Source organism: Paenibacillus zanthoxyli JH29, from assembly GCF_000520715.1.
Lineage (GTDB): Bacteria > Bacillota > Bacilli > Paenibacillales > Paenibacillaceae > Paenibacillus_AQ > Paenibacillus_AQ zanthoxyli.
Genome location: NZ_ASSD01000497.1, coordinates 1 through 26,823 on the forward strand (window position 1 = coordinate 1; position 26,823 = coordinate 26,823).

The following is a 26,823-nucleotide window of genomic DNA, read 5'->3' on the forward strand; positions in this document are numbered from 1 at the left end:
CTAACACTTTATTTTTCAGTCTAATACTTTATTTTCTTCTGACAACAACAACCAACAAACTCCCTACTACCCTTACTCCACCGTCACGCTCTTCGCCAGGTTTCTTGGCTTATCGACATCATGGCCGAGGGCCAGGGAAGCGTAGTAAGCCAGTAATTGGAGAACGACAACGGACAGGGCCGGAGTCAGCATCGGCAGGGTCTTCGGAATGGCAAAGGCCTGGTCGACGGATTTCAGCAGGTCGGCGACATGCTCTTCATGCGTGATCGCCAGCACGTCTGCGCCGCGGGCCTTCACTTCCTTGATATTGCTGACGGTCTTCTCCAGAACGAATTCCTGGGTCGCCACAGCGATAACCGGAATGCCTTCCTCGATCAATGCCAGCGTTCCGTGCTTCAGTTCGCCTGCCGCATAGGCTTCGGAATGAATGTAAGAGATCTCTTTCAGTTTGAGCGAGCCTTCCTGGACAACTGCGTAGTCCACGCCGCGGCCAAGGTAGAACAAGTGATCATGCTTCGCGATTTGCTCGGCATATGCTTTGATGGCGTCTTTCTTCTCCAGGATGGCTTCCACCTGCTCCGGCAATGACTGCATAGCCGCCAAAATATGGGCTACTTCCGCTTCGGATTGCGTGCCGCGCACGTCAGCCAGGTACAGAGCCAATAAGCCGAAGGCGATAATCTGTGAAGTGTAGGCTTTAGTCGAAGCTACAGCAATTTCCGGTCCTGCCAAGGTTACGAGCACATCATCCGCTTCGCGGGCGATAGAGCTGCCGACAACGTTAGTGATGGCCAGCACATGAGCGCCATTTGCATGACCTTCGCGCAGTGCAGCCAGCGTATCCGCCGTTTCACCTGATTGGCTAACTACGATAACCAGCGTCTCCGGCGATACGATCGGCGAACGATAGCGGTATTCCGATGCGATATCGTTCTCGACCGGAATGCGAACCAGCGATTCGATCAGATTGCGTCCGACGAGACCGGCGTTATAAGCGGTGCCGCAGGCTACGATCTGAATGTTCTTGATGTTCTTGATTTGCTCATTCGTGAGCTTCAGCTCCGGCAGAATCACCTTGGTTCCTTCAGGGTTCATACGGCCAAGCATCGTATCCCGGTAAGCTTTTGGCTGCTCGTAAATTTCTTTCAGCATGAAATGCTCAAAGCCGCCTTTTTCTGCGGTTACGGCATCCCAATCGACAGTAATCATTTCCCGAGAAATAAAATTCCCCTCGATGGTCATCAATTCGACAGCATCTCTTGTAAGTACGGCCATTTCGCCGTCGTTCAAAATATATACGTTACGGGTGTATTCCAGCAGAGCCGGAATATCGGACCCGATAAAGTTCTCTCCTTCGCCAAGACCGATAATGAGCGGGCTTGCCTGACGTACGGCAACCAGTTTATCCGGTTCGTATTCAGTCAGGACTCCCAGCGCAAACGCGCCGCGCATGAATTTGATCGCTTTTTGCACAGCTTTGACGATATCCCCTTCATACTCGCGCGCGATGAGGTGTGAAATGACCTCAGTGTCGGTTTCGGAAGAAAAATGGCATCCTTCGGCCATCAGTTCCTCTTTCAGTTCCAGATAATTCTCGACAATGCCGTTATGAACGACCGAGAATTTATGGCTCTCATCCGTATGCGGATGGGAATTGGCATCCGACGGCTTGCCGTGCGTAGCCCAACGGGTATGACCGATGCCGGCGCTGCCGACAAGCGGAGAATCCTCCAGTTTAGACTCCAGGTTCGCCAAACGGCCAAGTGCCTTCACGATTTGCAGACCGTCTTTGGTGAACACAGCAATGCCTGCCGAATCATACCCCCGGTACTCCAGCTTTTTCAAGCCCTCAACCAAGATCCCCTGAGAATTCTGATTACCGATATATCCCACGATACCACACATAAATAATTTCCTCCGTCCATTGGATTATAATTTAGGCGGCATGAGGAAAGAAACGTGCTTGTGCGGCATGCTTGAGAAAAGCAAATATTCTGTTGTCCGATTCTCAACAAAATAACCTGTTACATTGACTTATTTCAGGAAATGCACAGTCTTTTCCTCTGCCACTAGCAGATTTGTTCCGTTCCGTTATTAGATGCACACCCATGAATAAGTTCTTTTTAAGTTGCGCCCACAAAAACGTTGTCTGAACGGTTGCCCTGTTCGATTTCCGTTTCTGTTTACGGCTCTGGCGCTTCACCGGGAGGTCCCCGCCGAACATTTCGAACACCTCCACCTCGTCAGCTTGAGTTTGCCGTGATCGGGATCAGCTCTAGCCTATATAGGCGTTAATAGCCGTTCCTTCTCCCCCGCGCAGGTTCAAGCTCTGGCGCTTATAATGCGTAACCTCACGACCCCCGCTTTCCTTCTTGAATAATGAATATAGTCTATTATATGCAGGCTAATGCGCTTTTGCAAATGAATTAACCAAACAGCCATAATGATGACTCTGATGAAATTTACAGAAAAATCCGCCCCTGCACAATGTATGCCGCAAAGGCGAAATTAATTATACAAAGTCATTGTTGGAAAAAACCTCTAATCAAACGCTGCCTCAATTCACCCGTTTAGAGGCCGGTATTATACCAGCTCTCGCTGCACAACTTCCACGATCTGTCCCACAAAAAGATCCAGATCTTCCTTGACCGGGCCTTCCGCCATGACACGAATCAGCGGCTCGGTTCCGGACGGACGAACGAGTACTCGGCCGTTACTGCCCAGCTTGTCTTCGATCTCCATGATCGCCGCTTCAATGGCGGAATTATTCGGATAATTTTTCTTATCCTGCACGCGCACATTGACAAGAACCTGGGGGTATTTGGTCATCATTGACTTCAACTTGCTGAGCTTTTTGCCCGAAGCCACCAATGTATCCACCAACTGAATGGCAGTCAAAATACCGTCGCCGGTAGTATTATAGTCGAGGAAAATAACATGGCCCGACTGCTCACCGCCCAGATTGTAGCCGCCACGGCGCATTTCTTCCATAACGTAGCGGTCACCCACCGCCGTCTTCGCAGTCTTGAGAGACAGCTTCTCAGCAGCCTTATAAAAGCCGATGTTGCTCATTACCGTCGAAACGATCGTTCCATCCTTCAGTTTGCCCGCACGATTCATCGCATCGCCGCAAATGCATAGAATAAAGTCGCCGTCGACTTCTTCGCCCCGGTCGTCAATAGCGATCAGGCGGTCGGCGTCGCCATCAAAGGCAAGTCCCAAATCCGCGCCTAGACGCAGCACTTCCTCGCGCAGCTTCTGGGGATGCGTGGAGCCGAAGCCGTCATTAATATTCAGGCCGTCCGGTTCCGCACCGATAGCAATCACTTCGGCGCCAAGCTCTTGGAACAGCTTCGGAGCCAGTTCGTATGCCGCGCCGTGCGCGCAGTCCAGCACAACCTTAAGCCCCTTGAAGCTGTGCGAAACAGTTGTCTTTAAGTAATCCAAATAAACATATTTGGACTCAAAATCCTCTCTCACCGTTCCGAGACCCGAGCCTATAGGCCGCGGAAGCTCATCGGTCTCGGCGTCCATCAGTTCTTCGATACGCAGCTCCGTCTCATCCGACAGTTTAAAGCCATCGCCGCCGAAGAACTTAATGCCGTTATCCTCCACCGGATTATGAGAAGCGGAAATCATAACACCCGCATCGGCCTTCAAGAGGCGCGTAATATAGGCAACGGCAGGCGTTGTCACAACGCCAAGACGGATAACCTCTGCACCGATTGACAGCATACCGGCTACGAGCGCCGACTCCAGCAGCGGACCCGAGATCCGCGTATCCATTCCGATAACCACCTTAGGCTTCTCCACATTGGCGGTAAGCACATATCCTCCGCAGCGGCCAATGCTGTAGGCCATCTCTGCTGTCAATTCACGATTGGCGACTCCGCGCACACCGTCAGTTCCAAAATACTTTCCCATTTCTTTTCTCCTTTTTCTATGCTGCTGCAGCTTAATATTCATACTATATGATTTCGGGTTTCTCTGTGTTCTTGCACATTAAATCATGGCTTTACTGCGCTGACGGCTCGCTATCTCCGCTTGGATTATCGCCGCCATCCGGTGAAACAGTCGGTGTCGGTTCCTCCGAGGCTCCATTATCGGCGCTCGCAGCCGGTTCATCTACGCTTCCGCCGCCGGAGACAGGCTCCGTGCTTGGTTCCGGTGTAGCTGTAGACCCGCTGGCCGGAGTGGCTGATGGAGAAGCCGAGGAAGCTGGATTGTACAGCTGAACGGTCACTGACGTCCTTTGCTTATTGCTCAGCTCAATAAAGCTCGGAAGCGATACTTGCAACGGCACCACGTGGTTCCCCGCGCTAAGACCGCTTAAATCCGCGACTGCTTTAATATCGTCCTTGTTCAACTGGTCCAACAGTGAGCGTGCCCCGGACAGCGTAAGAGAAATAGTTCTCTCCGCAGGACTTGTAACCGAAGCCGATAGTCCACTGCGTACCCCCTCTAGCGTTATGGGAATATCCTGTAACGTCCGTTCTGCCATTTCGGAGGCCACAACCGTGACATTGACGGATTTCGGAGCGATGTCCTGGATGCCGTCCGGAGGCTTCAGATCCAGCTTGAGCGTCGACGTTCCCGCGCCATTAATGGAACTAAGATCAATTGTGGCTTCATATGAAGCCACAGATGCCAGCGCAGCTTCCTGCCCATAGATTACAACCTTGTCCACCTCCGGCGTAACCTTTGACAGCACAAGCGAATCCGGCAGGCTGCCGGTATAGCCGATTTTCAGCGGTACGCTTTTATAGGGCAGCGTGACCGGAATTTCTACAGACACAGATGCAGGCTCAATCACCGCATCTTTAATCTCTTTGCCGTTTGCGTCGTAGGCCGCAAGCTTCATCCTTTTTCCCGTCACGGTCTCATTCTCGCCATTCAGTTCAATCGTTCCCTGAACCTTCGCCATACGGGCTATCTCGCTCGCAGCAAGCGTAACCTTGACCGCCCCGGGCTCTGCCACCGGTGTTCCGAACTGATAGCCTTGCGCAGGCGTCCCTTTGGTGACAACCGTTACAGGAAATGATTTCGTGACCCGCTGTTCGATATGGACATGAACTTCCTTAGGGGTAATTGAAATCAGCTCCACCCCGCGCGGGAGCGAGTATTTCAGCGGTATTTCACTCGTTCCCGGCTCCGCTTTGCTCAAATCGATCGTTACTTTATAAGCGTCGGAGAACATATAGGTGATATCGCTTCTTTTCCCCATGACTTCCATCCGCACGCTATCTGCGTCCATGGAATATTCATATTTATCATTATCCTGCCCCGTCATCTGAATAGGGATATTCTCGATGATCTTCGATTCCAGACGGGCGGTCGACTGAGCGGTAGGAGCACTGTCAATATGGACCATCGCCCACAGAATGATGCTGAAGGCTACAGCAAGGATCTTGTTGAAATTGTTGTTGTTCATCCATTTATCCATTCGTCCCGCCGCCCCCCTTCCATTTCCAGAAGACGTTGCGCTTCTCCGAGAGAGCCGAATGGGTCCGCAGCTCTTCGTAAAGCTTGGAAATCAGCGACTCTTCTTTGATATCCCTAACCACCTGGCCGTTGATCGCTAATGAAATCTGACCTGTTTCCTCTGAGACGATAACGGACACCGCGTCAGTCACTTCGGTAACTCCAATGCCCGCACGGTGCCGGGTTCCGAGCTCTTTGCTGATAAACGGATTCTCGGACAAGGGCAGATAACAGGCGGCCGCCGCAATCTGATTGCTCTGCATAATAAGCGCGCCGTCATGCAGCGGTGTATTGGGTATAAAAATATTAATCAGCAGTTCGGAACTTACGATGGAGTTCATCTGAATTCCGGATTCTTTATATTCATTAAGGCCCGTTGCCCGTTCGAAAACGATTAATGCCCCAATTCTTCTGCGTGCTAAATAATTTACGGCTTTAATCACTTCGCCGATTAATTTACTTACTTCCTCATCGTTCTCCGCAGTCCGGCCAAAGAACTTTCCCCTTCCAAGCTGTTCCAGACCGCGCCGCAGCTCCGGCTGAAAGATAATAAATACGGCCAGCACACCGAAGGTGAACATTTGATTCATCAGCCATTTCAGCGTATACAGATCAAACAGCGTGCTGAACGCCCAGATGACAATGAGTACCAGAATCCCTTTCAGGAGCTGAATCGCACGGGTGCCGCGAACCATGTTGAGCACTTTATATATAATATAACTGACAATCAGTATATCGATAATATCTTTAATAGAATCTTTCCAGGTTAGGTCCGTAAAATAACTCATTGCGTAAAACCCCCGTCAGTTCATATTAGCTGGGTTTATGTAAATTATCTGTTAATTCTGTAACATATCTAGGTTATAACGTTCACGCCCATGTTGCAAGTTTACGCTTAAACAGGCCGAATAACCCGCGATTTATCAGAAAAAGTTTGGAGTTCCACGCACAATTTCAGCTTTATGAAATAAACACATCAAAAAAGCGCCGTCTTTTCCAAGAAAAAGAGGCGCGGCAGTCCGTCATGTCCAGGCGGCCTTTCGCATTAGCGGTAGGCGACGTCAGAGAACATATTGGTGACTTTATACCAGAACCAGCTTAATGCCTGGTCGATGCTCTTGACTTGCCCCGAAATGTGGGCGGTCGATGCCTGGTACAGTGAACCGTCAATAACGGTCACATTCCCGTTCACATCCCCGTACACCTGAGTCTTACCGTTCTCTACCGTAAGGTCGCCGGAAACCCGTTTGCCGGAAGGAACGATAACGGTATCTCCCTTGATCACCACCTGATCGAGATCAGAGCCTTTCACGACAAGCTGTCCATCCTGTTTCCACAAAGTGACGGAGCTCATCAGCATGACCAGCAGAAACACCGAGGCCGCGGTAAGCGCGGGATGCTTCTTTATCCAGGCAATAAACCGTCTTTCCTTCTTGGAAGGCGGCAGCGCGCCCATAACAAGTCCCACAAGATCATCAGAAACAACGGGACTCTGGTGCATAAGGGAAAAAAGCAGCATATCGGTTTGTTCCAATTCCTTGAATTTCGCTCGGCAGTCCGGACAGGATAGAAGATGCTCCTTCAAGTCCCGCTGCTGCTGTCCGGGCAAGTCGTCATCCAAGTAATCATGCATCATAGAGACGGCCAGTTTGCATTCCATAGGAGCCAATCCTTTCATCAGTGCTATTTAATTACCCATCAAAATCGGGTACACAAGGCTTGCTAAATTACATACGCGCCAAGGTCAACATGCGTTTCACAAAATAATGGGTTTCTTTATAATCTCGGGCCCAATTTTTTGCGCAAAAACTCCCGGCCCCTATGTACCCGGGTCTTAATCGTCGTAACGGGCATATCCAGCACATCGCTGATTTCCTGAAGCGACAAATCCTGCAAATACCTTAAGATCATGACCGAGCGGTATTTCACAGGCAATTCGTCAATCGCCTGATAGATCGTTCTCTGCGTCTCGGAGAGAAGCAGCTCGCTTTCGGGCGTTACATTGTCGCTTGGAATAAGAGAATAGCCGTCAGTTCCCTCCTGATCGCTAAGTTCGGCATCCAGCGAATACGTGGGCCTGCGCTTGCGCAAGCGGTCGATGCAAAGATTGGTCGCAATCCGGTAAATCCATGTCGAGAATTTCTGGTTATCGTCGTATCGGTCCAGATTCCGGTAGACGCGCAAAAACGTCTCCTGGACAATGTCCTCCGCTTCATGGCGGTTATTCAGCATCCGGTAGCCCAGATGATAGATTCTGTCTTTATATAATTCGACAAGTTCGGCAAATGCTCTTTGGTCGCCCTTCAAGGCGAGCTTTGTCAACCTGCCTTCCAAATTCTCCACCAGCTAACTCCCCCAGACTTGCCGCCCTTGGTATGTCGTAATCCACTCTATTCACGGTACAAGCATTTAAATCGTAATTCAACAACGGTTAAAAATCAAGGATTTATCTCAGCATTTCCAGGTTTAGTCAGCATGCAAAAAAGCCTGTCTTCCGCGCAAGGGAAGACAGGCTGATGTATCTTATGAAATGAACCGGATCGCGGTATCAGCCGGTATTACGAAGACCGGCGGCAATTCCGTTGATCGTAAGGAGCACTTCACGCAGCAGCTCAGGGTCGTCCTGATCCTTATCCCGCAGCGCTCTTAGCTCGGTCAACAGCTGCACCTGCAAATAGCTAAGCGGATCGACATAAGGGTTGCGCAGCCGGATGGACTCCTGAATGACCGGCACATTATCCAAAATATCCTGCTGGCCGGTTATCTTCAGGATTAGATCCGAGGTCAGGCGGAACTCTTCCTCAATCTGTCCGTAAATCCGGTTTTGGGCCTCCTTATTCTGGCCCATCTCCGCGTACTCTCTTGCAATAGTGAGATCCGCTTTGGCAATCGCCATTTGCAGCGTATCGATCAGACTCGTAAAGAAGGAGAAATTCCCGTACATGTGCTGCAGGATTTTCAAGTTCTCTTCCTTGCCTTGATAGAAGCTTTGCAGCCCTGTTCCCGCCGCATACCAAGCCGGCAGCAAGAAACGGCTCTGGGTCCAGGCAAATACCCACGGAATCGCCCGCAGATCCTCGAACCGGTCGCTGTTCTTACGCTTGGACGGACGGGAGCCGATATTGAGCTCTCCGATTTCCGGAAGCGGCGTGGACTCCTTGAAGAAGCTCAGGAAATCCGGGTCGCGGAAGATCAAATCCTGATATTTGTTCAGCGAAACCTCCGAAATCTCTCTACAGATCTCTTCCCATTTGTTATCGTAAAGATCGCTGTGCGGCGTTCTTGCGTTAATTGCCGCAATCACGAGCGCGGAAGTCGCCTGCTCCAGACTGCGGTAGGCAATCCCCTTCATGGCGTAACGGGAGGAAAGAACCTCTCCCTGCTCGGTAATCTTAATGCCGCCTCCGATGGTAGAGGCCGGCTGGGCCAAAATACTGCGGTTCAGCGGCATGCCGCCTCTGCCGAGCGCTCCGCCGCGGCCGTGGAAGAACTTCAGCTTGACGCCATACTCGTCGGCCATAGCCGTGAGCCCCTTCAGCGCCACGCGCAGCTCCCAGTTGGCGGTCACCACGCCGCCGTCTTTGTTGCTGTCGGAATAACCAAGCATGATCTCTTGCAAATCACTCATTGCCGCAACCGCTTGACGGTAGATCGGCATATTGAAGATTGTGCGCATGATATCCGGCGCCTCGTGAAGATCATCGATCGTCTCGAACAGCGGCACCGCCTGCAATGTACAGACAACGGTGCCGTCCGCGTCGCGGCGGAATAGTCCCACTTCCTTGGCGAATACCATAACCTCCAGAATATCACTTGCCGCCTCAGCCATACTGATCAGATAGCTGGTAATACACTGCTTGCCGTACTCCGCCTGTGCTTTATATACCGTCCGGTACACTTCCAGGCATTCCTCGGTTCCTTCGCTGTACTCCTGGTAAGGGGAAGTTAGCGGCCGCGGATCGTTGAGCAGCTTCTCCAGAAGCTCAATTTTCTCTTGCTCGGACAGCTTGGAATAATCCGGCGTAATGTCCATCTTGGCCAGAATTTCCGTCATGGCGTTCTCATGCTCTTTGCTGTGCTGGCGGATATCGAGCGTCGCCGCATGGAAGCCAAACAGCTCCACCTGGCGGATCAGCTTCTTGATGTACGTGTCCGCCACATAATCAGCGAAGTGATGCCGCAGGCTTCGGTCGATGATATTCAGGTCTTGTATGAGCTCTGCCGGTGAAGTATAGTACTCCGATGTTCCTCTTTTTTCCTCGTCCAGCACGTTCTGCGTCTTCGAAATCATGTAGCTGAGCTTGATCCGATAAGGTTCGTTATCGTTGCGCCAAGCGTCGAAGCGGTCCAGTTTAATTGACGCCCGGTCCTTGGCAATGGACTCCAGCAGCTCCGGCGTTACTTTTACAATACTAGTGTTAAAGCTTAAATACTGCATCAGCTCGCGCATAATCCGCTGATATTCCCGTACCGCCAGTATACGCTGCATTTTCAGCGTCTGGAGTGTAACCGAAGACGTAACCGAAGGATTACCGTCGCGGTCCCCGCCGATCCAGGAGCCGAACCGCAGATAAGTCGGAACATGCCAATTTTGTCCCGGATAATACTTGCTAAGGCACCGTTCAAGCTCCTGATAGACATCAGGCAGCACGTGAAAAATCGTCTCGTGAAAATAGTACATTCCATTGCGCACTTCATCGAGCACCGTAGGCTTGCGGTCGCGCAGTTCATCCGTCTGCCACAGGGTAATAACTTCGTTCAACAGCTTCTCCCGAAGCTGCTCGCGTTCCCTAAAGGTCAGTGTCGGATTGTCCAGACCCGTAACATCGTCGGCAATCCGCTTGTGGATGTCAAGAATGGCGCGGCGCATCGCCTCTGTCGGGTGGGCAGTCATGACGAGCTCCAGCGACAGGCCGTTAACAATCTCCCACACTTCCTTAGGAGAGAAGTCCCGTTCTCTCAGCTCCTGAATAGCGCTCTCTATCGAACCAGGCTGTACGGTCTCACCCGCCGAGCGCTCATAGTCTCTTTTGCGGCGTATCCGGTGATTCTGTTCGGCGATATTCACCAATTGAAAATAAATGGCAAATGCTCGAATTACCTGATGCCGATTCTCCGGATCCAGGGAGTCGATTAACTCCTTAAATTCGCTGTGCAGTTCAGGCAAACAAATTGAGCGCAATGACTTACTGGTCTCGCGAATCTTCTCCACGATCTCCAGCAATTCATTACCGCCTTGATGAACCAAGACTTCGCCCAAAATATTCCCCAGGAACCGTACGTCTCTCCGCAGCAGATTATTGGAATTGACTTTGCCTGCGGTAGTCGTAAGTTCGGTCATGCTGTTCCCCCCATCCTTCTTCCGTATGAATGTCTCATCACAGGTCATGTTAGAGCTTTCCTCATATCATACAATAAAACAAATCGAAAATCTCCAACTTTCTTTCACGGTGAAGCGACATAGTCTTTTAAGATTATACATCAATATGATTATTTATACAGGTATATTTTTTTACATTTTTATTAAATTATCGAGAAAATAGCTGGAATCGTTCTAAAATACATATGAAATACGGAAGATAGGGCTTTCATTATAGGGGGGCTTATTCATCGGGAAGACTGAAATTATTTTGAAAAAAATTTAGTTTTTTTCGCCGGGGAGCGTAATGTTTACCGTTCTCGTTTTCGGATCATAGCTTATCTTGCCGCCCATCGCCTCCGCCAGCATACGTGCCGGAACATAGGTAATGCCTTTATCAAGCACACCGTCGGCCGCCTTGACGCCGTTTACATGAACCGCAACAACAGCTTTATCCTCCTTTATTAGGGTCTCATTCTTCTTCAAAAGATCGTTTACAGCTGCCATAGCAGCCTCGGAAGGTCGTTCTCCGGCACGCAGCCGATCCAAAGCCAGTCCAAACGTCATTTGCAAATGGGAAAAATCTTTAAAACCGCTCCAGTCGCCGCCCCACTCGAAGCCAAATGTTTTGGCGATTTGGACAACCTGCCCCCAGTCCGCAAGCCGGTCTTCATTGCCATCGCGCAGCATGTCCCACGAGACATTCTTTCCATCCGGCAGCAGCAGCGCAAAATCAACCGCAAGCCCGTAATTATGGTAGCTGTATCCTCCGCGCGCGTTCGTGACAATGGCCCCCGGCTTAGTTCGACCCTGAGCGTATAACGTGTCTTGCTCGGCCATCGTCCGCAGCCCTTGGGTAATAAGGATGGGGATTCCGCAGGCATAGCAGCGCTCGATCAGCGCCGCAGCCGCCGCATGCACAGCCGGATTTAGCCCTGCCAGTTTGGCCGATGATTTATTTTGAACCTGTGTCAGAGTCAGCATGCCCTTCTCCTTTCCGGTCAATCCGTCGTAAATAGATAAATTGGTCATATTTGCCCGTATGCGCCAGAACAGCCAAAGCGATCAATCCTGCGGTCGTTCCGATCTGGGCCAGCGTCCAGCCATACAGCAGCCAGTTCTCAAGCTCCGGAGTGAAGAGTCCGAATATGTCCGCAAAATGGGCCGCCAGCACAATCAGCATATTGACAGTATACGCCACAAGAAAAAAGAGCATCGCCAGCATGAACACGCTGACCACGCCCTTTCGGAACCGCTCATGAAAATAAGCCTTATGGCGGTGAATGATATACAGCGAACAGCCGATGGCGGTGCCGTACAGTACAAGCAGAATGATATCAATTCCTTTCATGGGCATCCCCTCGATCATATATCAAGTATTGGGCGAACCGGTTGCGCCTGATCTCTTCCTGTATCTCACGTGATGTGTCACAGTAGCGGCTGATAGCAAGCGTCACACGGGTGGAGGCCTGCCGCAGCTCCCTTTCTTTTTCCGCATGCAGGGGGAGAAAAAAGCGCCAAATCCATGGAAACCGCATGCTTTAAGCCCCCCTGTCTTCCGTTTGATCGACTTTCAATTTTTTGAGCACATCGAGCGTCGGCTGCATGAAATCGGAACGTTCCTTATCGAGAATCGCCTGCAACCGGTCGCGATCCTCCTCAGCCTTGTCCAGCAGCTCCCGCGGCACCAAGCTTCCTTTGGCGATCGCCCGCAGCAACATAATCACCACAATCATCAGAATCAACGCCACAACATAAGCGAGCCCGTATTTGTCCGCCAGCGGCAGCAGCTTCTCAAGTTGCGCAATGTCTCCCTGTTCCATTTTCCCGTCCCTTTCTTCATTTAATGCAAGAAGAAACGCCTGACGGCGTCCCCAAAGACGCAAGTGCGTTTCTCCTAGAAATATAAGGCCATTTATTAGCGTGAAACTTATAAATCCTTATATTTTAAAAAACCCCCGTCCAGCGGGGGCGAATAACGATTGTGCGCGATACGTGTTTTAGGTCATGAATGATTCATGCCGTGAAAGTAATACTTCACGACATTACAATGATTTGGCGCACTTCCTCTTGTAAGGCTGACGGGACTTCATCCACCGTCTTTAGGCCCTTGCGGATCAAGTCCGCGTATACTTTAGCCATTAGGATTCCCCTCCTTCAACGCCAACAGCTGCTCATACATCTCGGCCAGCGCAAGCTGTACATTCGTTGTCTCTTCCCCAGCGGCTTTCAGCTTACCGTTCGTACCTTCCAGAGCAGTCTTGGAATCCGCGAGTTCCTTACGCAGCTGTTCGAGTTCGTCCGGCTCCGCCAGCGGCTTGTCTGCTTCGGCTTTCTGATACGCTTCCCAGGCAGCTTGCAGTTCCTCTTCAGTCGGCTGCGGAACATCCAGGTTCCAGACGGCAATGTATGGTCCGTTTCCGTCGCAGATATCTCTTACCTCGAAGTCCCGTAAAGGGTTAGCCTCTGGATATAAATACATAATAGCTTGAGCTTTATTCACAGTTTTCCCGCCTCCCTTTTTACGCTATTCGTATAACGGTAAAAGTCGTGCTAACCCCGACTTTTACATCAACATCCGTCGAACTAAAGATTTCCGGTGAAATTGTCTGTCCTGCACCTAGTCGATAGATACCGGATCCGTGCATATTTTGATCAAATCCGTTAGCCCCTGGCGATGCAGACGCCACCTCATACCTAGAAGCACCAATAACGAAGCTCATAATGCGGTTGGAAGCGGCTGGGACAGAATTAAATTTAACGGAAAAAACGACAAGGTACAGTCCTAGTTTTTGCGCAGTAAATACACCAGTAGATTCATTATACTCACCTTTATAGTTTGCGCTTGAGGCATTACAAATAACTCGCGTCCATGTACTATTCACTATTCCCATTGGAGTAGAGCGCCACGCGCTGGCATAAGAGCGGAAGCCTTCGGTATCGTCACCCCATAGGTTTGTCATTGGGCGGTAGGCTCCATCAGAACAGCGGTAGTTGGCTACACCGTTGACTAGCTGGAAGGCTACCTGGTTATTCGAGTAGAAGTCCAGTTTCCCGTCTGACACCCAGTTAATCCCTGTATCTGAATCCCCGATAGGTAGGATCAACCCACTTGACGCCCCATATTCCGGTTTCTGATACACCCATAACTGCGCACTGGTAGTGACACGCCCCGCCTGTAGGTTAAGTGTTCCATTAGCCGCACCTGATCCGCCATCGGCTATGATTCTAGCGTCGAAGTCGCCCCCAACCCCGCTACTATGGAAGTCGATATGCGCCGGACCGGCCCATGTTCGATACGCTCCTAATTCCATGAAATGTGTATTTGTGCCATCAGCAAGCATGAAGTCTGTATAGTGATGGCCGTCTAGTTTGTCTGCGTCAATCCCGTTTCCCGCACCTGTCGGCAAATTCGCCAGGGGGACTTTGCTGTAGACATCTAACGGAGCTACGCCGTTCGCCGCTCCCTTATGGGTTAACGGCACCGAAGCGGCGGCGGCAGCGTTTGCTTTAGCCTGGGCGCCTGCGGTGGTTTCCTTGGCATTCCACTGCGTCCGCTCCGCATCCGTAATGTGCAGGTGCGTATCGGCCGCATGGTCCTGCAGGCTTTTCACCGCAGAGTCCAGTGTATCCATATTGCCGTTCAGGTCGGCAATGTCTACAATGTCGGTTCCCTCCGGTTTTTTCAAACCAAGGTTATTAGTCGTTCGCATTAGTCACACTCCTATTCATATACTCGTAAGTCCTCCCAGGTCTTGGCGTGCGCCTCGCTCCAGGTCAGCGCTTTAAGCACGGTCCACCAGGTGAAGGTATACTGGAAGCGATATGTCAAATGAGCCGGCTTGATCTCCTCGATGATTTGAATGAGGTCGTCCAGATTGGCCGGAATTCCGAGCGTGCCGACGAATCGGACTTCGAAGCTGTACTCGCCCGGAACCTCCGCAACCTCAACCTCTCCCCCGGAAAAAGCGGAAGCCGTCCGCCGGATCATGTCCGGCGTCGTCGTTCCCGTCCCTCTCAGCTTCGCCGTGATTCGCTCCCTGCGCGCGGCGTAAGTCTTGGTCCGGTCGACGTTCAGCCCCAGCTCATTCTCCCACCGGTCCAGCATCCAAGTTGCCGTATCCACATTCAGCTGGCCGCGATGATCTTCCAGCGCAGACCAGGCGTCCCCGCACTCTGCGGTATGAACGCCCTGCACCGTCTCCATCTCCAGGATGCCGCGATAATAATCCGGCAAATAATCCATGAGGCCGGTAAACGATTCATTAGCTGCCATCCTGCACCTCCAGCGTCACGGCCCCAAATAGCGGCACCTCTTCCGCTCCAAGTGTCACATTGCCTGCTCCGCCGTTCAGCAGCAGATTCGCATAATCCGCAACCCCCTCGGTGCCCAGCAGCAGAGCGCCGATGACGGATTGGCTGATATACGTCGCGGTAAATCCTTTTTCCTTGCGGTAGCTCTCAAGAGCGGCTTGAAATCGATCCCTCACCGCTTGCAGCTCATATCCGGAAGCCAGTGTAACCTCAGCGGAGACCGTTATGGTCTTGCCCTGAACCGAAGCTGCCGTCACCACCGCTCCAACGGGCGCCTGCCCTTCCCCTTGTCCCGGAGCCGGGTCGATATATTGCTGCACCTGATCCACAAGCAGCGTGGAGGCCGGTTTTATCTCCGCATCGGCAATCGTTACCTTCACCGTCTTCGGACCATTCCACAGCGGAAATACGCGCGCGCCGCCCACGCCCGGAATTTGCAGCGCCCATTCCGCATAATGGGCTTTGTTGCCGCTTGTCGCCGGCCGTCTGGCCGAATCGAAATAACGCTGCCGCAGCGTCTCGTCATCTTCCGCTTCCTCTCCGGGAATCAGCAGGCGAACCGCCTCGCCCCGCGACAGCTGCGGAATATAGTCGATGGGCAGAAGCGCGCCGGAATTACGGTTTCCCGCTGTTCCGGCCGTTTCGCAGGTGAGCCGGTAATTACCGGGAGACAGCTTCTCCGCCGCCGTATAGTTCAATTGATCAAGCGAAAAGCGGCTGCCGACCGGAATGTCCAGCCATCCGCCGCCATCCGCATAGAACGTCCCTTGAATTTCAGCCGGGCTTGCCGGACGTCTTGTGATGCCCGACCATGCAATGCTCCGTTCCAGAAACTCGCCGGTCGCCGTGTCGGCAAAGAACAGATTCGTATTCAGCTCAAGCTCGACATACATCTGGGCCAATTCTGCGGCCGCAGGGGCCAAGGCGTCATAAATAATGCTGCCTTCCCTTTTGTCCAGCTCTTCCGGCACACGATCCAGCATCCGCTCCAGAATCGCCCCAAATGATTGGTCAGCCATTGGCATTCAGCTCCTTTCTGATTTGGATATCTCCGTAGCGTGACCTCACCGTAATGTCAATGGACACATTCTCCCCGTTAAACGAAACCTCCAGCTGATCCACTCCCTCAACCCGGTCGTCCTGAAGCAGCGCTTCGGTCACAATCCGCCGAATCTCCGTTCTGGCCAGCAGCCGGTCCTGACCCAGCACCAGACTCCATTCCGTTCCATAATTGGAACTGTAAACAAGCTGTTCATAGCGGAGCGTGCGCAGCACCTTATCCACTGCCTGCTTTAGAGCATCCAGACCGTCCACATAGCCGGTAATCCGCCCCTTTTTCCAGTCGATGCCATAGGTTAAGCTCGGGGATTCAGATTCCCCCTCTACCTGTTCTGTAATGTAACTGGACTGTCCCGCTTCGGGAATCATAACGACTTCACCAGCCTATCCAGCACAACATAGCTCTGGCCGCCCTGCATGCGCAGCAGCAGAACACGGTCGCCCGCTTCAAGCCCCCGCCGCAGCACGGCTTCCCCGCCATCCAGCGGGATTTTGCTTTCCATAACTGATTCGGGCAGAACGAGCGCGTTCCCGGGCAAAATAAATTTTTGATCAATTTGGATTTGCAGCGGCGCTCCCGCAATTACCGTTCCATAAAAAAAAGCCACCGGATTGCTGCTGTCCACCGCTCCGAGGCTTGCTTTTTTAATAATATCCAACACGGTTTACACCACCTTGATATCAAGAGACATGGTATGCTCTCCCCCGGACAGATTGTGGGTGCACTGATCGACCAGGAACAGCTGCACCTTAAGCTCATCCAAAAGCACATAAATGAAGCTGCCCGCGCGCACGCGTAAATCGCCGATGGCCTGTACCGAAAGACTAATCTTTTCCCGGTTATGCAGCTTCAGCAGCTGCTTCGCCTTCTCCCGGATTTGCGCCGCGTTCGCATTGTCGTCCGCCTTCTGGGACAAGTGCAAAATCCCCCACCGTTTGACATTCTCCTTATCACTGGCCGGGTAGAAATCGCGTTTCCCTGTCTCTTCATTGTTTTTGTACAAAATAATTGTGTTATACGTCTCGTCATCAATACTCGTTTTGAGTGAATAGTCATATAGAAGACTGCCCTTCCCAAGCGCCACATTCAGCAGCATCGATTCCGGACCTCGCAGCGTAAGCTTGCCAAAATCATCGTAAAAAGCCAGCAGCCGCCCCTTCTGCCGAAGCTCGGATTCGATCGCCCCCATAATGATATCGAGCAGCTTCTTATCGTCTTGAATTAATGACGGCTGAACGTACTCCGTCTCTTCCAGCACGCCGGTTCTGAGTCCGTAATCGCCCGCGATTTTGCGAATGACGCCGGTCGCCGTTACGTTCTGAAGGGCATAGCTGCCGTTGCCAAGCAGATACCGGATCTGGTCGTAAGCCGTCAGCTTGAGCTGCCGGTCCTGGCCGGTCTCCAGACTGAACACAAATCCGTAAAAAACATTAATCCCATCCTTACGGAACTGCACAATATCGCCGTTGGCGATTGCAAATTTCGGATGCTGGTAAATCCCCCCGTTAAGGAGCGTAAGTTCCAGTGTAGAAGGCTTCCCGGAGCGGGCGGTTTTCCAGGAAATGTCCGAGACGATCCCGGCGATATCCCATATCCTGTCTTCCTTGTTCTTGACCAGCAGTTCCATGGCTTCCTCCTCTCCTACCGGTAAAATAGCGGGGCCGCGTCAAGGCAGCTTAATCGTCTTGCCAACCGGAAGCTTCCTGAGCTCGCTGTCGGGAATAGCGTTAAGCTTCTGGATTTCCTTCCACCTGCTGCCGTCACCCAGTTCCTTTTGCGCGATTTTCCACAGATTGTCGCCCGCTTTCAGCTTATAGACAGCCGGGGCTTTCCGGTCGCCTGCTCTCTGCTGCTGCGTCTTGGCCGCTCCCTTAACGACTTTTACCGGGGCCGCCTGGTAGAACACATATTTTTTCAGCGAGAGCGAATATTCGATATCTCCTGAAGTTCCGGCGCTGAGCTTCCAGGTGAAACTCTCAATGCTCATGGCCATGCTCACGGGTAAATTATTGGAATAAGTTGAATTTTCACTGTACCGCGAAGCGTTCAGCCAGCTTGCCGGTTTTGCCTTCGGTTCCTTGACTTCCAGACCGGAAAAAACAAAACGGATCGGCCTGCGGCTCGTCATCCATTTTTTGATCATCTCCACATATTCAAAAGGTTTAAGCAACCGGTTCTTCCCTGTCTCCGGCACGAGGACGAAAGGATAGCGCTGCGCCGGAAAGATGCTTTCCAGCGTAATCTCGGTCAGCTTGGGATAGGAAATAGCGTTGATCTCACCTAAATCGATAATGGTATAGCTTTTTCCTTCACCCGCTTCCTTGATCTCCAGCGTCTCGGGATTGACCGGCAGGCGGAAGATATCCTCCATATTGTTATAACTGAGAAAAAAACCGTACTCCTGGTGCGTATTCATGTGTATACCCCCTGTGCGGTCGACACGAATTCCTCGCTCAGCTTCTTATTGATTTTGTTGATAATCGAGTCGATATCTCCGGCATTATTAATGTTCCCAGTTGTTACCTGTACCGTTGGCGTCAACTCGACAAAATTTTGAATCGCCTGGATTTCAGCCAGCTCCCGCAGCATAGCCAGATCGTCGCTGGAAATATCCACGGTATCTTTGACGGAACCGACCTCTCCAACACGGGCGACGTTGTTGATGTTGCCGCCTTGATTGCCAAAAAGAGTGAGGCCTGTCCGGCTTCCGGACGCGGCTCCGGCTAAGTCCTGCGTCTTGGCGCCCGTTTTATCCTTGGTGGCATCTTTAGCCTTTCTCCCCACATTGCTAAAGCTGTCAACGAAGTCTTCCCCTTTTTTGCTGTATTTTTTGTATGCCTCTGAGTAAGACACATAGCTCTTCTTGTCCGTATGGCGCTGCTCTTTATCCGTTTGAGGCTCGAAGGCGCTTAGATCCTTCCGGAATTTATCGATTGTTTCGCTTGCGGCATGCGGAGCTTCCGGATTAAGCAGTTCCATCTTTAATTTACCGATTCCCAATTTGTCGAAAAAGGGTATGCCGCTCATCTCGTCGACCATGGAATTAAACTTATTGATAATCCAGTTGAACGCATCGGCCATAACCTTCATGAAGCCGCCCGCAAACCCCTCGGCTCCTTGAGCCATGCTGTACAGCACATTAAGCGTCTGCATAGCCAGATTGTAGAGCAGCTTCTGTATGGTATAGACGGGATCATTGAACAGATTGGTCAGAAAATCCCCGATCGCGGTAAACGTATTATAGAAGAAAATGCCGACGTTTTGAATAAACGCGATCAGCACGCCGAATGCGCCGACTACCGCTCCTACGGCCTCCCCGGCCGAGACGCCCAGCTTCTGCAATACAAAGAACACCAAGGCTATCGCAGCAATCACCAGCAAAATCGGCCAATTGGCAACCAGCCAAGCCGCCGCCATCGCCAGAACACCGGCAACCGCAGCGTAAAGCTGAATAATCAGCGCAGCTAAATAGACAACCGCTATGGCCTCCAGAATCGGCTTAATAATATCCCAGTTGGCAGTTATGACGGATACCAGCCACAGAAATCCATTGACTACCATGGCGAGCACATTGGCAACTACTAGAAAAGCTTGCGCTATGCTGTCAATAATCGGAGCAAACTGATTGGACGTTAGCGCCTTATTAAGCACATCCATGACTGGCCGCAGCGCTCCCATCGCTTTTTCGCCCATCTTCCCGAACAGCTTGTCGACATTTTTATTCATCTGATTCCAGTCTGCTATATCTCCCGGCTTTGCTGCGGCTTTTATCGCTTTCTCCCCGATCGACTTCACGGCATTGAACGGTCTGGTCACGTTTAGGGATTTCAGAGAATCCATGACCCTAGTTCCAAAACCAGGCTTTTCTTCCCGCTCCGGAGGCTTTTGGGGAGTCAAGTTAATTCCTTTCCACCATTTTACCTTCTTCGCTTTCTCGGCTTCCTTCTTCTCCGCCGCTTGTACTCCTGCTGCTGCTCGGCTGCCTGATGATGACCACACGGCTGCGCCCATTTGCTGCGATTGAGCCGCTTTCTGCCGGCTTTCCTGCATAGATGTATCTTTTACCACTACGATCTTGGGAATCAGTTTTTCCAAAACGCTTAGCAAAGATTGCGACATATCCTGCACGGACTTGTCCACTCGGTTCAGCGCACGGGTGATTTCCCAACGATTCCGTTCTAAGACGGTTTGCATGGTTTTTAAAGACCGGTTGGCGGTATCCAATTGAAGGTTTTGCCGGATACACTGCTTATTGATTGTTTTCCATATACTAAGAGACTTCAATGGCACCATTACTGCATTGGACGAATCTGCTTTCAATCTATCCACCCCCTTCATCTCTTTCTTCCTTTGCCTCTTGAGCGCTCCCGCTTTTCTTTATCCACCCGGACGGCGATCATCGCGTAGATGGCGGCCCGTTCGCGGACAGAGAGCGCCATAAGCTCATGGGGCAAAATATGCAGCTCATGGAGGGCGTAGTAGGCCAGATTGGCCTCCCCGTCGCCCTCGTTAATCAGTTTTTTACTTCGTCCACCAGTTCGTTCATATCGGTGCCGAAGCCGTTAAGCGCCTGTACCCGCTCGCCGAGGGCGGCGAATTCGCCGGGCAGAAGCATTTTACGCAGCAGCGCCTCCGCGCCCAGTACGCCGTAAGAACTCTGCAGCTCCGCATTTTTCAGATCGGGATATACGACGCTCGCCGTCATCAGCTTGGCCATATAATCATTGGCGTCGATTTCCGGCGTGTAGACACCGTTCTTGCCTTTGATCTTCCGGGTCGCCGCCTTCCGGCATTCCTGATTCTCGTCCTCCGTCATGCTGCGAAGCTTCCAGGCTGCGGGCTTGCCGTCCTTATCTTTAAAGCGCGTGGATACGATAAATTCCTCGGTCGTGTCGCAGTCTACATTTTGTGCAAAAAACAAACTAAATTCACTCATTTTCCAATCCTCCTATGATTATTGTGGCCCGCCGGGGGCAAGAGCGGCGCTATAGACACCGCCCTCCCCCGCGAGCGAATTAACATGATGCGTATAAATTCCGGCTTAAGACGCCGAACCGAACGGCTTGCCAATCTCTACATCCTCGAACGTGAAGCTGACCTCTTCCTCCAGCGCATCCGACTCGGTATCAAGCGAAGCCATAATGACGCTGTCGAGGTTGACGCCCTTCAGATTGACCCGCTGGGCGCCGATGCTGGACGAAGGGTCCTCGTTGATGACTTCGATATCGAAATACTGGTCAACGCCCGTATTCATATAATCGAGCATCATTTGACGGAAACGGCTGGTCATATAAAAAATAGTCATCGAACCGCTTCCAGACCACCCCGTCGCTTTATGCTGGACGCCGCGGCGGCCCAGCGTTTTGACTTCCGCTTTTTGCTTCTCGACCGTAGCCTCCAGCTTTTTCACATAGAACATCTCTTCGATTTGGGTGCCGATCACCGCATAAGCGCGGCCTTCCTGACCGGAAATCGTGTCGCTAGCTTTCAAGAACGCCATCTTAAACCACCTTCACTTTCAGATATACTTTTTCTACCGAATCCACCGGTTTTACAGCCGTTTCCAGCACTACGCTATCGCTATCGACGCCGGCAACGACGGAAATATCGGTCTGCGCGTTGAAGTTCTCAATGGCTCCGATATCCTGGAGATCGTTCATATAGGCGGCGCACTGCGACCAGAACAGCGCACGGCCGTCCTCATTATTAGATACTTTGCCAACAAAGTAAGTTTCAAAAATACGCTTCAGATCAACCGCAATGCCGTCCAGCACACGGAGTACCCGGTTTTTCGAGAAAGCCTTGTTTTTCGCCGGTGTAAACGCCGTAAGCGTATTGATATCCTGCTCGACCACCGCCTTTGCGCCGTTGTAAGTAAAGAGCAGTTCACCATTCAAGAGCGCCGCCGTCGTCTCGGAATGGCTCAGACGGACATCCGCATCCACCGCATCGTCATAAGCCTGATAGGTCAGTGATTCATTTACCGCAGCCGCTGCGGTCGCTCCCGCTGTCCAAGCCACCGCTTTCGTCTTGTCCACAACGGTTCCATCGCTTAGGATAACGCCGTTCTTTACACTGATAACCCCTTCATAACCGGCGGTGGCGTAATCGGACACAACAGCCTGCACCTTCTTGCCCTCGGAATCGCGCAGCCGTCTCACATAAGAGGTGTAGAGAGCTTTAAGCGAATTGTCCTGCGAGATCAGACCGACCGTTTGAAAATCCTGCACCTCCAGCGCGGCCAGAAAATCACTGTGGTTCTGATTGGTCACCGTCCCGTTGCTTCCGCCCGTAAGCGGAATACCGGCAGACGCTGTCAGTCCTTCCGAACCGTTCGCCGCGAACGTGACATAGGCGTTATCCAGTAAATCGGCTGCGGCCGCGACCGTCTGTCTGTCCACTTCCGCCCCATCAAGCAGCGTCTTTACATCGAACTTGGCCGGGTCCTCGATATTGCTTGCAATCACGACCGACAGATCATTGCCGCGTTCTCCGCCATATTGAGCGGTTGTCTTCAATCCGCTGGCCGTTGCCTCGGCTTTGACGCCGGTATTTAGGCGATAGAGCAGCAGCTTACCCGCACGCTTGAGCGTTTCGCGCACCGGAAGCAGCGCCTTATGCGTCCAGTCATACCCGAGCAGCTTCGCAATATCTGCCTGAGGCGTAATTCTGATGATTTCACCGGCAGGCCCCCAGGAGAGCGCTAGAGCCAATGCGGCGGTGCCGCGTTCTCCCATTTTTCCGATTGCGCCCGATTGGGATGACACATTCACATATACCCCGGGACGCACCTTGTTTTGCGTTGTCCATGTTCCTCCAGCCATTAGATAACCTCCTTCGTTAAAAAGAGCTCCAGCTCTTGTCTAGCCTGTTCCAGCGTGTAGCTTTGATCCTGCTGCAAAATCACATCAAGCGCATCCTTTTCCCTTGGCGTAAAAATCGCCGACTCCAGAATCTGTATCTTGCCGAATACGATATTGTTCTCATTCATTGCACTCATTTCAATCTTCCTTCCTCTGTGAATTGACCCATTCTTACCGTTTCAGGACGCTCGCTTTGCAGGTACAGCGAATACTCTGCCGTGAACAGAGCCGCTTCTCCTGCCGCTCCGGCCGTCCAGGTCTGCCGTACACTGCGGTAGCTCACCCCGTCTCCTTCTACGAGGGTAAGAGCATCGCGCAAAGCATCCGCCATAACCTCCGCCTCCGATACCGGAACGCCTTCATAGCGGACACCGAACCGGTACACCGCCGCATATCGGTCTTCCCTCTGCCGGTCATACGCCGCCGAAACCAGAAACAGCCGAAAGCCCGGCGTCTGCGACGGATCGTCATTCGAAATAACGGGAATGTCTACAAAACGCTGCTCCAGCGCACCCGTAATGCAGCTCCGCAAATGCTGTACAGACATCATTGCCTTCCTTTCTTGAGCCGGCCGTCAGCCGGTTATTGCCGATCTCTTTTCTGTAATTCCTTGCTTACCTATGCATTCATCCCTCCCGTCTTCCCGATAAGCAAAACGGACATCATCCCTATGGATGACATCCGTTTGTTTGGGCAATGACCGAAAGAAACTTTCACCGCTATCTTGGCTCTACAGGTGTATCTGCAGCTTTTGCTGAAGCATTCATGCTCCCGCGGTGTTCTTTCGCTTCATTTGCCATGGTATAATCATATCTCCTTTTTTAGCGCATGAAGACGGCGTTCGGGCGAAGTTTGGAAGAAGGTTGCGATGAAAAAAGACGCTTTTTCGGCGGCAAATAAATCCCTTCTTATTGAACCCTTACCAAACGATAGGCGCGAAGCTTATACAGTCTTATATTTCAAAAAAAGAGACCGCCCCTTCGGGCAATCTCCTTCTCGCTTACTATTGGTTTGGCCTATTTATCGGATATTCGACAGCACGCCGCTGTTTGCCTTTTTCGTTTTGGATGCTGCTTTGAGCATCGGGCTCAGCGACAGCATGTTCAGCTCCTTGAAAGCGAGAGCCATTTTATAAAAAGCGCGCGTCCGGATTTTTACATAAGTATCCTTGCTAATGGGAGGGTCGAATACATGATTGTAAACGGTATAATCGAATACCTCATCCCTTCGCAAATACCTTTCGCGAACCAGCTGCTGTTCCCGGCTGTCCAGTCTCTCTACCACCGATTCCACAGCGGCACAGTACGCCCTCCGGGCGGCAGGCACGTCCACATTATGCGCAGCAAGTGAAGCGGTCGGATCTGCAATAACATGCGTCGGTCCATGAAAACGTTCCGTGTAAGAATACGTAGTAGAAGCCTCTCTCGCCTCAAACGTAATCGTTTTGAATATCCGGTATTTCTCCAGCATGCTCTCAATCGCTATTTGAGTTTGGCGCCGGTCAAGTTCAGGCAAGGAAGATAGATTCATCATCGTGTAGCGCTCCTTTAATGGTTTCTAGAAATTTGTTTCAGATGCAAAAGAAAAATATGATAGAATGTTTTGTGTTCGCATCTTGTTCGTGTTTTTCTATAATATACCACCTTGCATTGGGTTTCGTAAAATCCCGTTTTCAGCCATTTCGCGCCAATAATCGTATAATAACTCCCATTCCCTTGTCTTATGGCAAAATGATTATTACTTTATTTACCTTTTGGCAAAATTAGATTATAGTAATATCAGCAGACAATTGCATGACAAGGAGTGTTGCGGGATGGAACATGAGTTTGGATTATATTTAAAACGGCTGCGTGAGAGCAAAGGTCTTACCCTTAGCCAATTGGCTGTGGCGGCCGGCATCAGCGGTTCACAGATCTCACGGATCGAGAACGGGCTGCGGGGCGTACCTAAGCCGGCAACCTTGCGCAGACTGGCAGAAGCCATGAATGCTTCCTACGAAGAGCTTATGGAACGGGCAGGATACTTACAGGAATATGAGCAGATGGCCGAAGCAATACCGGAATGGGCGACCAGCAAAGACAAGCGCGATTTTAAAAAGATGCTGGAGGATGACGGAGAGCTGATGTTTGACGGAAATCCGCTTAACAAAGAGGACAGACAACGAATAAAAGACGTGCTGACAGGCTTATTCTGGGAAGCCAAGCAGATGAACAAACGAAAGCCAACTCCCAAACCAGACAAACCGGATAATTAATGCCCTTAAACAATACCTATGCTGCAGGTGAAGAAAATGGATGAACTGGTCAAAAAGCTAATTAAAAAATATAAAACCAACTGTCCGTTTGAGCTATGCCGGGCTCTAGGTATCCATGTCCGATTTATGAACCTGGGCGAAGGAACCAAGGGGTTATACTATCGCAAGCTTCGAAGACGATTTATTGTCATTCATAATGAGCTGTCTTTGGAATGGCAGCGATTTGTTTGTGCGCACGAATTGGGCCATGACCGGCTGCATAAAGGCATTAATCGGTTCTTTTTGGAGGAGAGCTCTTATTTCGACCCGGGCAAGCTGGAACGCCAGGCTAATCAGTTTGCAGTTCTCTTGTTAAGTGATGCCGCCTCTCCCGAGCAGGATGAATCATTGGAGAGCTATTATTCACGTTTAGGCATCCCGACGGAAGTCGGCCTTTTTTTGGAGCCTTAAACCAAACATATATTCTCATCATATTAATGACCTCTGAGAATAAATGAACGCCCATGCCGCTGTTAACGGCACTATTTAGTTAGGCAAAACAAAAAAACTCTTACCAAAGTAAGAGTATCTGTTCTACATGACTAGTTGCTTATGTAGTTGTTTTAAATCTGGAGCGGGTGATGGGAATCGAACCCACGCTATCAGCTTGGAAGGCTGAAGTTCTACCATTGAACTACACCCGCAAAGATGAAATCGGGATGACACGATTCGAACATGCGACCCCCTGGTCCCAAACCAGGTGCTCTACCAAGCTGAGCTACATCCCGTTAATATAAGTGGCGCGCCCTGAGAGATTCGAACTCCCGACCTTTTGATTCGTAGTCAAACGCTCTATCCAGCTGAGCTAAGGGCGCAAAATATGGAGCGGACGACGGGAATCGAACCCGCGACCCTCGCCTTGGCAAGGCGATGCTCTACCGCTGAGCCACGTCCGCATTTAAGTGGTGCGCGTGGAGGGACTTGAACCCCCACGTCAAAGACGCTAGATCCTAAGTCTAGTGCGTCTGCCAATTCCGCCACACGCGCAAGTTACTTAAAAGTGAGCCATGAAGGACTCGAACCTTCGACACCCTGATTAAAAGTCAGGTGCTCTACCAACTGAGCTAATGGCTCGCGTAAGATGGGGTCCCCGAAAAGTACTCGGAATCATCATCTAAGCTTAACTTCACTTTTTGGAGGTGAAGTGGCTGGGGATATAGGATTCGAACCTATGCATGACGGAGTCAAAGTCCGTTGCCTTACCGCTTGGCTAATCCCCAATAATGGATACATATATAATGCCCATATAATCCTCAAATATTAAGAAGGATATGGTGGAGGCTGAGGGGATCGAACCCCCGACCCTCTGCTTGTAAGGCAGATGCTCTCCCAGCTGAGCTAAGCCTCCATATGTTAGCAATCCACTTGAGATAATTAAACCTGCGGGTCCTTTTTTCAACCCCAAAAACTAATAGTAATGGTGACCCGTAGGGGATACGCCTCGCAAGCGAGT

29 protein-coding genes and 8 tRNA genes are annotated in these 26,823 nt (G+C 51.3%); 2 read left to right on the forward strand and 35 right to left on the reverse strand.

Features of this window, described 5'->3' with window-relative positions; genetic code table 11:
* Positions 1-72 precede the first annotated feature (72 nt).
* The 27 genes from glmS to L691_RS0119075 all read right to left on the reverse strand — a co-directional run bounded on the left by glmS (position 73) and on the right by L691_RS0119075 (position 24,607).
* The gene (gene glmS, locus L691_RS0118935; protein WP_025691959.1) at positions 73-1,905 is read right to left on the reverse strand and encodes a glutamine--fructose-6-phosphate transaminase (isomerizing); all 1,833 of its coding nucleotides are present in this window, start codon (positions 1,903-1,905) and stop codon (positions 73-75) included.
* A 678-nt stretch (positions 1,906-2,583) separates the two neighbouring features.
* Positions 2,584-3,924: a phosphoglucosamine mutase gene (gene glmM / locus L691_RS0118945; protein WP_025691961.1), complete on the reverse strand. Its 1,341-nt coding sequence runs from the start codon at positions 3,922-3,924 to the stop codon at positions 2,584-2,586.
* A 91-nt stretch (positions 3,925-4,015) separates the two neighbouring features.
* On the reverse strand, positions 4,016-5,443 hold the full coding sequence (locus L691_RS0118950) for a CdaR family protein (RefSeq protein ID WP_025691962.1): 1,428 nt from the start codon (positions 5,441-5,443) through the stop codon (positions 4,016-4,018).
* Positions 5,436-6,269, reverse strand: coding sequence for a diadenylate cyclase CdaA (gene cdaA / locus L691_RS0118955; RefSeq protein WP_025691963.1), 834 nt, complete (start codon positions 6,267-6,269; stop codon positions 5,436-5,438). Before cdaA ends, L691_RS0118950 begins: the two co-directional genes overlap by 8 nt.
* Before the next feature lie 257 nt (positions 6,270-6,526).
* On the reverse strand, positions 6,527-7,141 hold the full coding sequence (locus tag L691_RS0118960; protein ID WP_025691964.1) for a zf-HC2 domain-containing protein: 615 nt from the start codon (positions 7,139-7,141) through the stop codon (positions 6,527-6,529).
* 116 nt (positions 7,142-7,257) lie between these two features.
* A complete protein-coding gene (sigW, locus tag L691_RS0118965; protein WP_025691965.1) occupies positions 7,258-7,824 on the reverse strand; it encodes an RNA polymerase sigma factor SigW in 567 nt (188 codons plus the stop codon).
* 205 nt (positions 7,825-8,029) lie between these two features.
* Positions 8,030-10,822 carry a phosphoenolpyruvate carboxylase gene (gene ppc / locus L691_RS0118970; protein WP_025691966.1) on the reverse strand — a complete coding sequence of 931 codons (2,793 nt, stop codon included), beginning with the start codon at positions 10,820-10,822 and terminating at the stop codon, positions 8,030-8,032.
* Positions 10,823-11,122: 300 nt separating this feature from the next.
* On the reverse strand, positions 11,123-11,824 hold the full coding sequence (locus L691_RS0118975; protein ID WP_025691967.1) for a M15 family metallopeptidase: 702 nt from the start codon (positions 11,822-11,824) through the stop codon (positions 11,123-11,125).
* Complete coding sequence (locus L691_RS0118980; RefSeq protein ID WP_025691968.1) at positions 11,796-12,191, reverse strand: hypothetical protein; 396 nt, start codon at positions 12,189-12,191, stop codon at positions 11,796-11,798. Before L691_RS0118980 ends, L691_RS0118975 begins: the two co-directional genes overlap by 29 nt.
* Positions 12,178-12,378 (reverse strand): hypothetical protein, encoded by a 201-nt coding sequence (locus L691_RS0118985; RefSeq protein WP_025691969.1) that lies wholly within the window; start codon positions 12,376-12,378, stop codon positions 12,178-12,180. Before L691_RS0118985 ends, L691_RS0118980 begins: the two co-directional genes overlap by 14 nt.
* A gap of 3 nt (positions 12,379-12,381) precedes the next feature.
* Positions 12,382-12,726 carry a hypothetical protein gene (locus tag L691_RS0118990; RefSeq protein WP_025691970.1) on the reverse strand — a complete coding sequence of 115 codons (345 nt, stop codon included), beginning with the start codon at positions 12,724-12,726 and terminating at the stop codon, positions 12,382-12,384.
* Between the two features lie 151 nt (positions 12,727-12,877).
* Positions 12,878-12,982 carry a CD1375 family protein gene (locus tag L691_RS32980; protein ID WP_198023070.1) on the reverse strand — a complete coding sequence of 35 codons (105 nt, stop codon included), beginning with the start codon at positions 12,980-12,982 and terminating at the stop codon, positions 12,878-12,880.
* The gene (locus L691_RS0119000) at positions 12,975-13,343 is read right to left on the reverse strand and encodes an XkdW family protein (protein ID WP_025691971.1); all 369 of its coding nucleotides are present in this window, start codon (positions 13,341-13,343) and stop codon (positions 12,975-12,977) included. Before L691_RS0119000 ends, L691_RS32980 begins: the two co-directional genes overlap by 8 nt.
* 19 nt (positions 13,344-13,362) lie before the next feature.
* On the reverse strand, positions 13,363-14,553 hold the full coding sequence (locus tag L691_RS0119005; RefSeq protein WP_025691972.1) for a hypothetical protein: 1,191 nt from the start codon (positions 14,551-14,553) through the stop codon (positions 13,363-13,365).
* 11 nt (positions 14,554-14,564) lie between these two features.
* The gene (locus tag L691_RS29430) at positions 14,565-15,116 is read right to left on the reverse strand and encodes a putative phage tail protein (protein WP_051459409.1); all 552 of its coding nucleotides are present in this window, start codon (positions 15,114-15,116) and stop codon (positions 14,565-14,567) included.
* A complete protein-coding gene (locus L691_RS0119015) occupies positions 15,106-16,173 on the reverse strand; it encodes a baseplate J/gp47 family protein (protein ID WP_025691973.1) in 1,068 nt (355 codons plus the stop codon). Before L691_RS0119015 ends, L691_RS29430 begins: the two co-directional genes overlap by 11 nt.
* Positions 16,166-16,582 (reverse strand): DUF2634 domain-containing protein, encoded by a 417-nt coding sequence (locus tag L691_RS0119020; protein ID WP_025691974.1) that lies wholly within the window; start codon positions 16,580-16,582, stop codon positions 16,166-16,168. The genes L691_RS0119015 and L691_RS0119020 overlap by 8 nt, the downstream gene beginning before the upstream one ends.
* The gene (locus tag L691_RS0119025) at positions 16,579-16,875 is read right to left on the reverse strand and encodes a DUF2577 domain-containing protein (RefSeq protein ID WP_025691975.1); all 297 of its coding nucleotides are present in this window, start codon (positions 16,873-16,875) and stop codon (positions 16,579-16,581) included. The genes L691_RS0119020 and L691_RS0119025 overlap by 4 nt, the downstream gene beginning before the upstream one ends.
* A 3-nt stretch (positions 16,876-16,878) precedes the next feature.
* Positions 16,879-17,841, reverse strand: a complete 963-nt coding sequence (locus L691_RS0119030) for an XkdQ/YqbQ family protein (protein WP_025691976.1) — start codon at positions 17,839-17,841, stop codon at positions 16,879-16,881.
* 39 nt (positions 17,842-17,880) lie between these two features.
* Positions 17,881-18,630 (reverse strand): LysM peptidoglycan-binding domain-containing protein, encoded by a 750-nt coding sequence (locus L691_RS0119035; protein WP_025691977.1) that lies wholly within the window; start codon positions 18,628-18,630, stop codon positions 17,881-17,883.
* A complete protein-coding gene (locus L691_RS0119040) occupies positions 18,627-20,534 on the reverse strand; it encodes a hypothetical protein (protein ID WP_156934283.1) in 1,908 nt (635 codons plus the stop codon). Before L691_RS0119040 ends, L691_RS0119035 begins: the two co-directional genes overlap by 4 nt.
* Before the next feature lie 193 nt (positions 20,535-20,727).
* On the reverse strand, positions 20,728-21,150 hold the full coding sequence (locus L691_RS0119050; RefSeq protein ID WP_025691979.1) for a phage tail assembly chaperone: 423 nt from the start codon (positions 21,148-21,150) through the stop codon (positions 20,728-20,730).
* Positions 21,151-21,255: 105 nt separating this feature from the next.
* Positions 21,256-21,714, reverse strand: coding sequence for a phage tail tube protein (locus L691_RS0119055; protein WP_025691980.1), 459 nt, complete (start codon positions 21,712-21,714; stop codon positions 21,256-21,258).
* 1 nt (position 21,715) lies between these two features.
* Complete coding sequence (locus tag L691_RS0119060; protein WP_025691981.1) at positions 21,716-23,038, reverse strand: phage tail sheath family protein; 1,323 nt, start codon at positions 23,036-23,038, stop codon at positions 21,716-21,718.
* Positions 23,038-23,214, reverse strand: coding sequence for a hypothetical protein (locus L691_RS32145; protein ID WP_156934284.1), 177 nt, complete (start codon positions 23,212-23,214; stop codon positions 23,038-23,040). Before L691_RS32145 ends, L691_RS0119060 begins: the two co-directional genes overlap by 1 nt.
* Positions 23,211-23,627: a phage tail terminator family protein gene (locus L691_RS0119070; protein ID WP_156934285.1), complete on the reverse strand. Its 417-nt coding sequence runs from the start codon at positions 23,625-23,627 to the stop codon at positions 23,211-23,213. Before L691_RS0119070 ends, L691_RS32145 begins: the two co-directional genes overlap by 4 nt.
* 470 nt (positions 23,628-24,097) lie before the next feature.
* The gene (locus L691_RS0119075) at positions 24,098-24,607 is read right to left on the reverse strand and encodes an ArpU family phage packaging/lysis transcriptional regulator (RefSeq protein ID WP_036737361.1); all 510 of its coding nucleotides are present in this window, start codon (positions 24,605-24,607) and stop codon (positions 24,098-24,100) included.
* Positions 24,608-24,890: 283 nt separating this feature from the next.
* On the opposite strand from L691_RS0119075, the gene L691_RS0119080 reads away from it, so the two are divergent.
* Together L691_RS0119080 and L691_RS0119085 are read left to right on the forward strand one after the other, a co-directional pair.
* The gene (locus L691_RS0119080) at positions 24,891-25,331 is read left to right on the forward strand and encodes a transcriptional regulator (protein ID WP_025691984.1); all 441 of its coding nucleotides are present in this window, start codon (positions 24,891-24,893) and stop codon (positions 25,329-25,331) included.
* 36 nt (positions 25,332-25,367) lie between these two features.
* Positions 25,368-25,781: an ImmA/IrrE family metallo-endopeptidase gene (locus L691_RS0119085; RefSeq protein WP_025691985.1), complete on the forward strand. Its 414-nt coding sequence runs from the start codon at positions 25,368-25,370 to the stop codon at positions 25,779-25,781.
* Positions 25,782-25,940: 159 nt separating this feature from the next.
* On the opposite strand, the gene L691_RS0119090 is transcribed toward L691_RS0119085, so the two are convergent.
* From L691_RS0119090 to L691_RS0119125, 8 genes are all read right to left on the reverse strand, one after another.
* Positions 25,941-26,014: transfer RNA gene (locus tag L691_RS0119090), tRNA-Gly, on the reverse strand.
* A 10-nt stretch (positions 26,015-26,024) separates the two neighbouring features.
* A tRNA-Pro gene (locus tag L691_RS0119095) sits at positions 26,025-26,098 on the reverse strand.
* 10 nt (positions 26,099-26,108) lie between these two features.
* Positions 26,109-26,185: transfer RNA gene (locus L691_RS0119100), tRNA-Arg, on the reverse strand.
* A 6-nt stretch (positions 26,186-26,191) separates the two neighbouring features.
* Positions 26,192-26,266 (reverse strand) — tRNA-Gly (locus L691_RS0119105).
* Between the two features lie 7 nt (positions 26,267-26,273).
* Positions 26,274-26,357, reverse strand: a tRNA-Leu gene (locus L691_RS0119110).
* A 14-nt stretch (positions 26,358-26,371) separates the two neighbouring features.
* Positions 26,372-26,444 (reverse strand) — tRNA-Lys (locus L691_RS0119115).
* 71 nt (positions 26,445-26,515) lie between these two features.
* A tRNA-Gln gene (locus L691_RS0119120) sits at positions 26,516-26,590 on the reverse strand.
* A 52-nt stretch (positions 26,591-26,642) separates the two neighbouring features.
* Positions 26,643-26,718, reverse strand: a tRNA-Val gene (locus L691_RS0119125).
* Between the last annotated feature and the right edge of the window lie 105 nt (positions 26,719-26,823).

Coding starts and splice junctions, on each gene's coding strand:
- L691_RS32980 (WP_198023070.1), bottom strand. CDS start 12,982: ATGGCTAAAGTATACGCGGACTTGATCCGCAAGGGCCTAAAGACGGTG.
- ppc (WP_025691966.1), bottom strand. CDS start 10,822: ATGACCGAACTTACGACTACCGCAGGCAAAGTCAATTCCAATAATCTG.
- L691_RS0119050 (WP_025691979.1), bottom strand. CDS start 21,150: ATGAGTGAATTTAGTTTGTTTTTTGCACAAAATGTAGACTGCGACACG.
- L691_RS0119085 (WP_025691985.1), top strand. CDS start 25,368: ATGGATGAACTGGTCAAAAAGCTAATTAAAAAATATAAAACCAACTGT.
- L691_RS32145 (WP_156934284.1), bottom strand. CDS start 23,214: ATGAGTGCAATGAATGAGAACAATATCGTATTCGGCAAGATACAGATT.
- glmM (WP_025691961.1), bottom strand. CDS start 3,924: ATGGGAAAGTATTTTGGAACTGACGGTGTGCGCGGAGTCGCCAATCGT.
- L691_RS0119060 (WP_025691981.1), bottom strand. CDS start 23,038: ATGGCTGGAGGAACATGGACAACGCAAAACAAGGTGCGTCCCGGGGTA.
- glmS (WP_025691959.1), bottom strand. CDS start 1,905: ATGTGTGGTATCGTGGGATATATCGGTAATCAGAATTCTCAGGGGATC.
- L691_RS29430 (WP_051459409.1), bottom strand. CDS start 15,116: ATGGCAGCTAATGAATCGTTTACCGGCCTCATGGATTATTTGCCGGAT.
- L691_RS0118960 (WP_025691964.1), bottom strand. CDS start 7,141: ATGGAATGCAAACTGGCCGTCTCTATGATGCATGATTACTTGGATGAC.
- cdaA (WP_025691963.1), bottom strand. CDS start 6,269: ATGAGTTATTTTACGGACCTAACCTGGAAAGATTCTATTAAAGATATT.
- L691_RS0119015 (WP_025691973.1), bottom strand. CDS start 16,173: ATGGCTGACCAATCATTTGGGGCGATTCTGGAGCGGATGCTGGATCGT.
- L691_RS0119035 (WP_025691977.1), bottom strand. CDS start 18,630: ATGAATACGCACCAGGAGTACGGTTTTTTTCTCAGTTATAACAATATG.
- L691_RS0119055 (WP_025691980.1), bottom strand. CDS start 21,714: ATGGCGTTCTTGAAAGCTAGCGACACGATTTCCGGTCAGGAAGGCCGC.
- L691_RS0118980 (WP_025691968.1), bottom strand. CDS start 12,191: ATGAAAGGAATTGATATCATTCTGCTTGTACTGTACGGCACCGCCATC.
- L691_RS0118985 (WP_025691969.1), bottom strand. CDS start 12,378: ATGCGGTTTCCATGGATTTGGCGCTTTTTTCTCCCCCTGCATGCGGAA.
- L691_RS0119030 (WP_025691976.1), bottom strand. CDS start 17,841: ATGGAACTGCTGGTCAAGAACAAGGAAGACAGGATATGGGATATCGCC.
- L691_RS0118950 (WP_025691962.1), bottom strand. CDS start 5,443: ATGGATAAATGGATGAACAACAACAATTTCAACAAGATCCTTGCTGTA.
- L691_RS0119070 (WP_156934285.1), bottom strand. CDS start 23,627: ATGATGTCTGTACAGCATTTGCGGAGCTGCATTACGGGTGCGCTGGAG.
- L691_RS0119020 (WP_025691974.1), bottom strand. CDS start 16,582: ATGATTCCCGAAGCGGGACAGTCCAGTTACATTACAGAACAGGTAGAG.
- L691_RS0119080 (WP_025691984.1), top strand. CDS start 24,891: ATGGAACATGAGTTTGGATTATATTTAAAACGGCTGCGTGAGAGCAAA.
- L691_RS0119075 (WP_036737361.1), bottom strand. CDS start 24,607: ATGAATCTATCTTCCTTGCCTGAACTTGACCGGCGCCAAACTCAAATA.
- L691_RS0119005 (WP_025691972.1), bottom strand. CDS start 14,553: ATGCGAACGACTAATAACCTTGGTTTGAAAAAACCGGAGGGAACCGAC.
- L691_RS0118975 (WP_025691967.1), bottom strand. CDS start 11,824: ATGCTGACTCTGACACAGGTTCAAAATAAATCATCGGCCAAACTGGCA.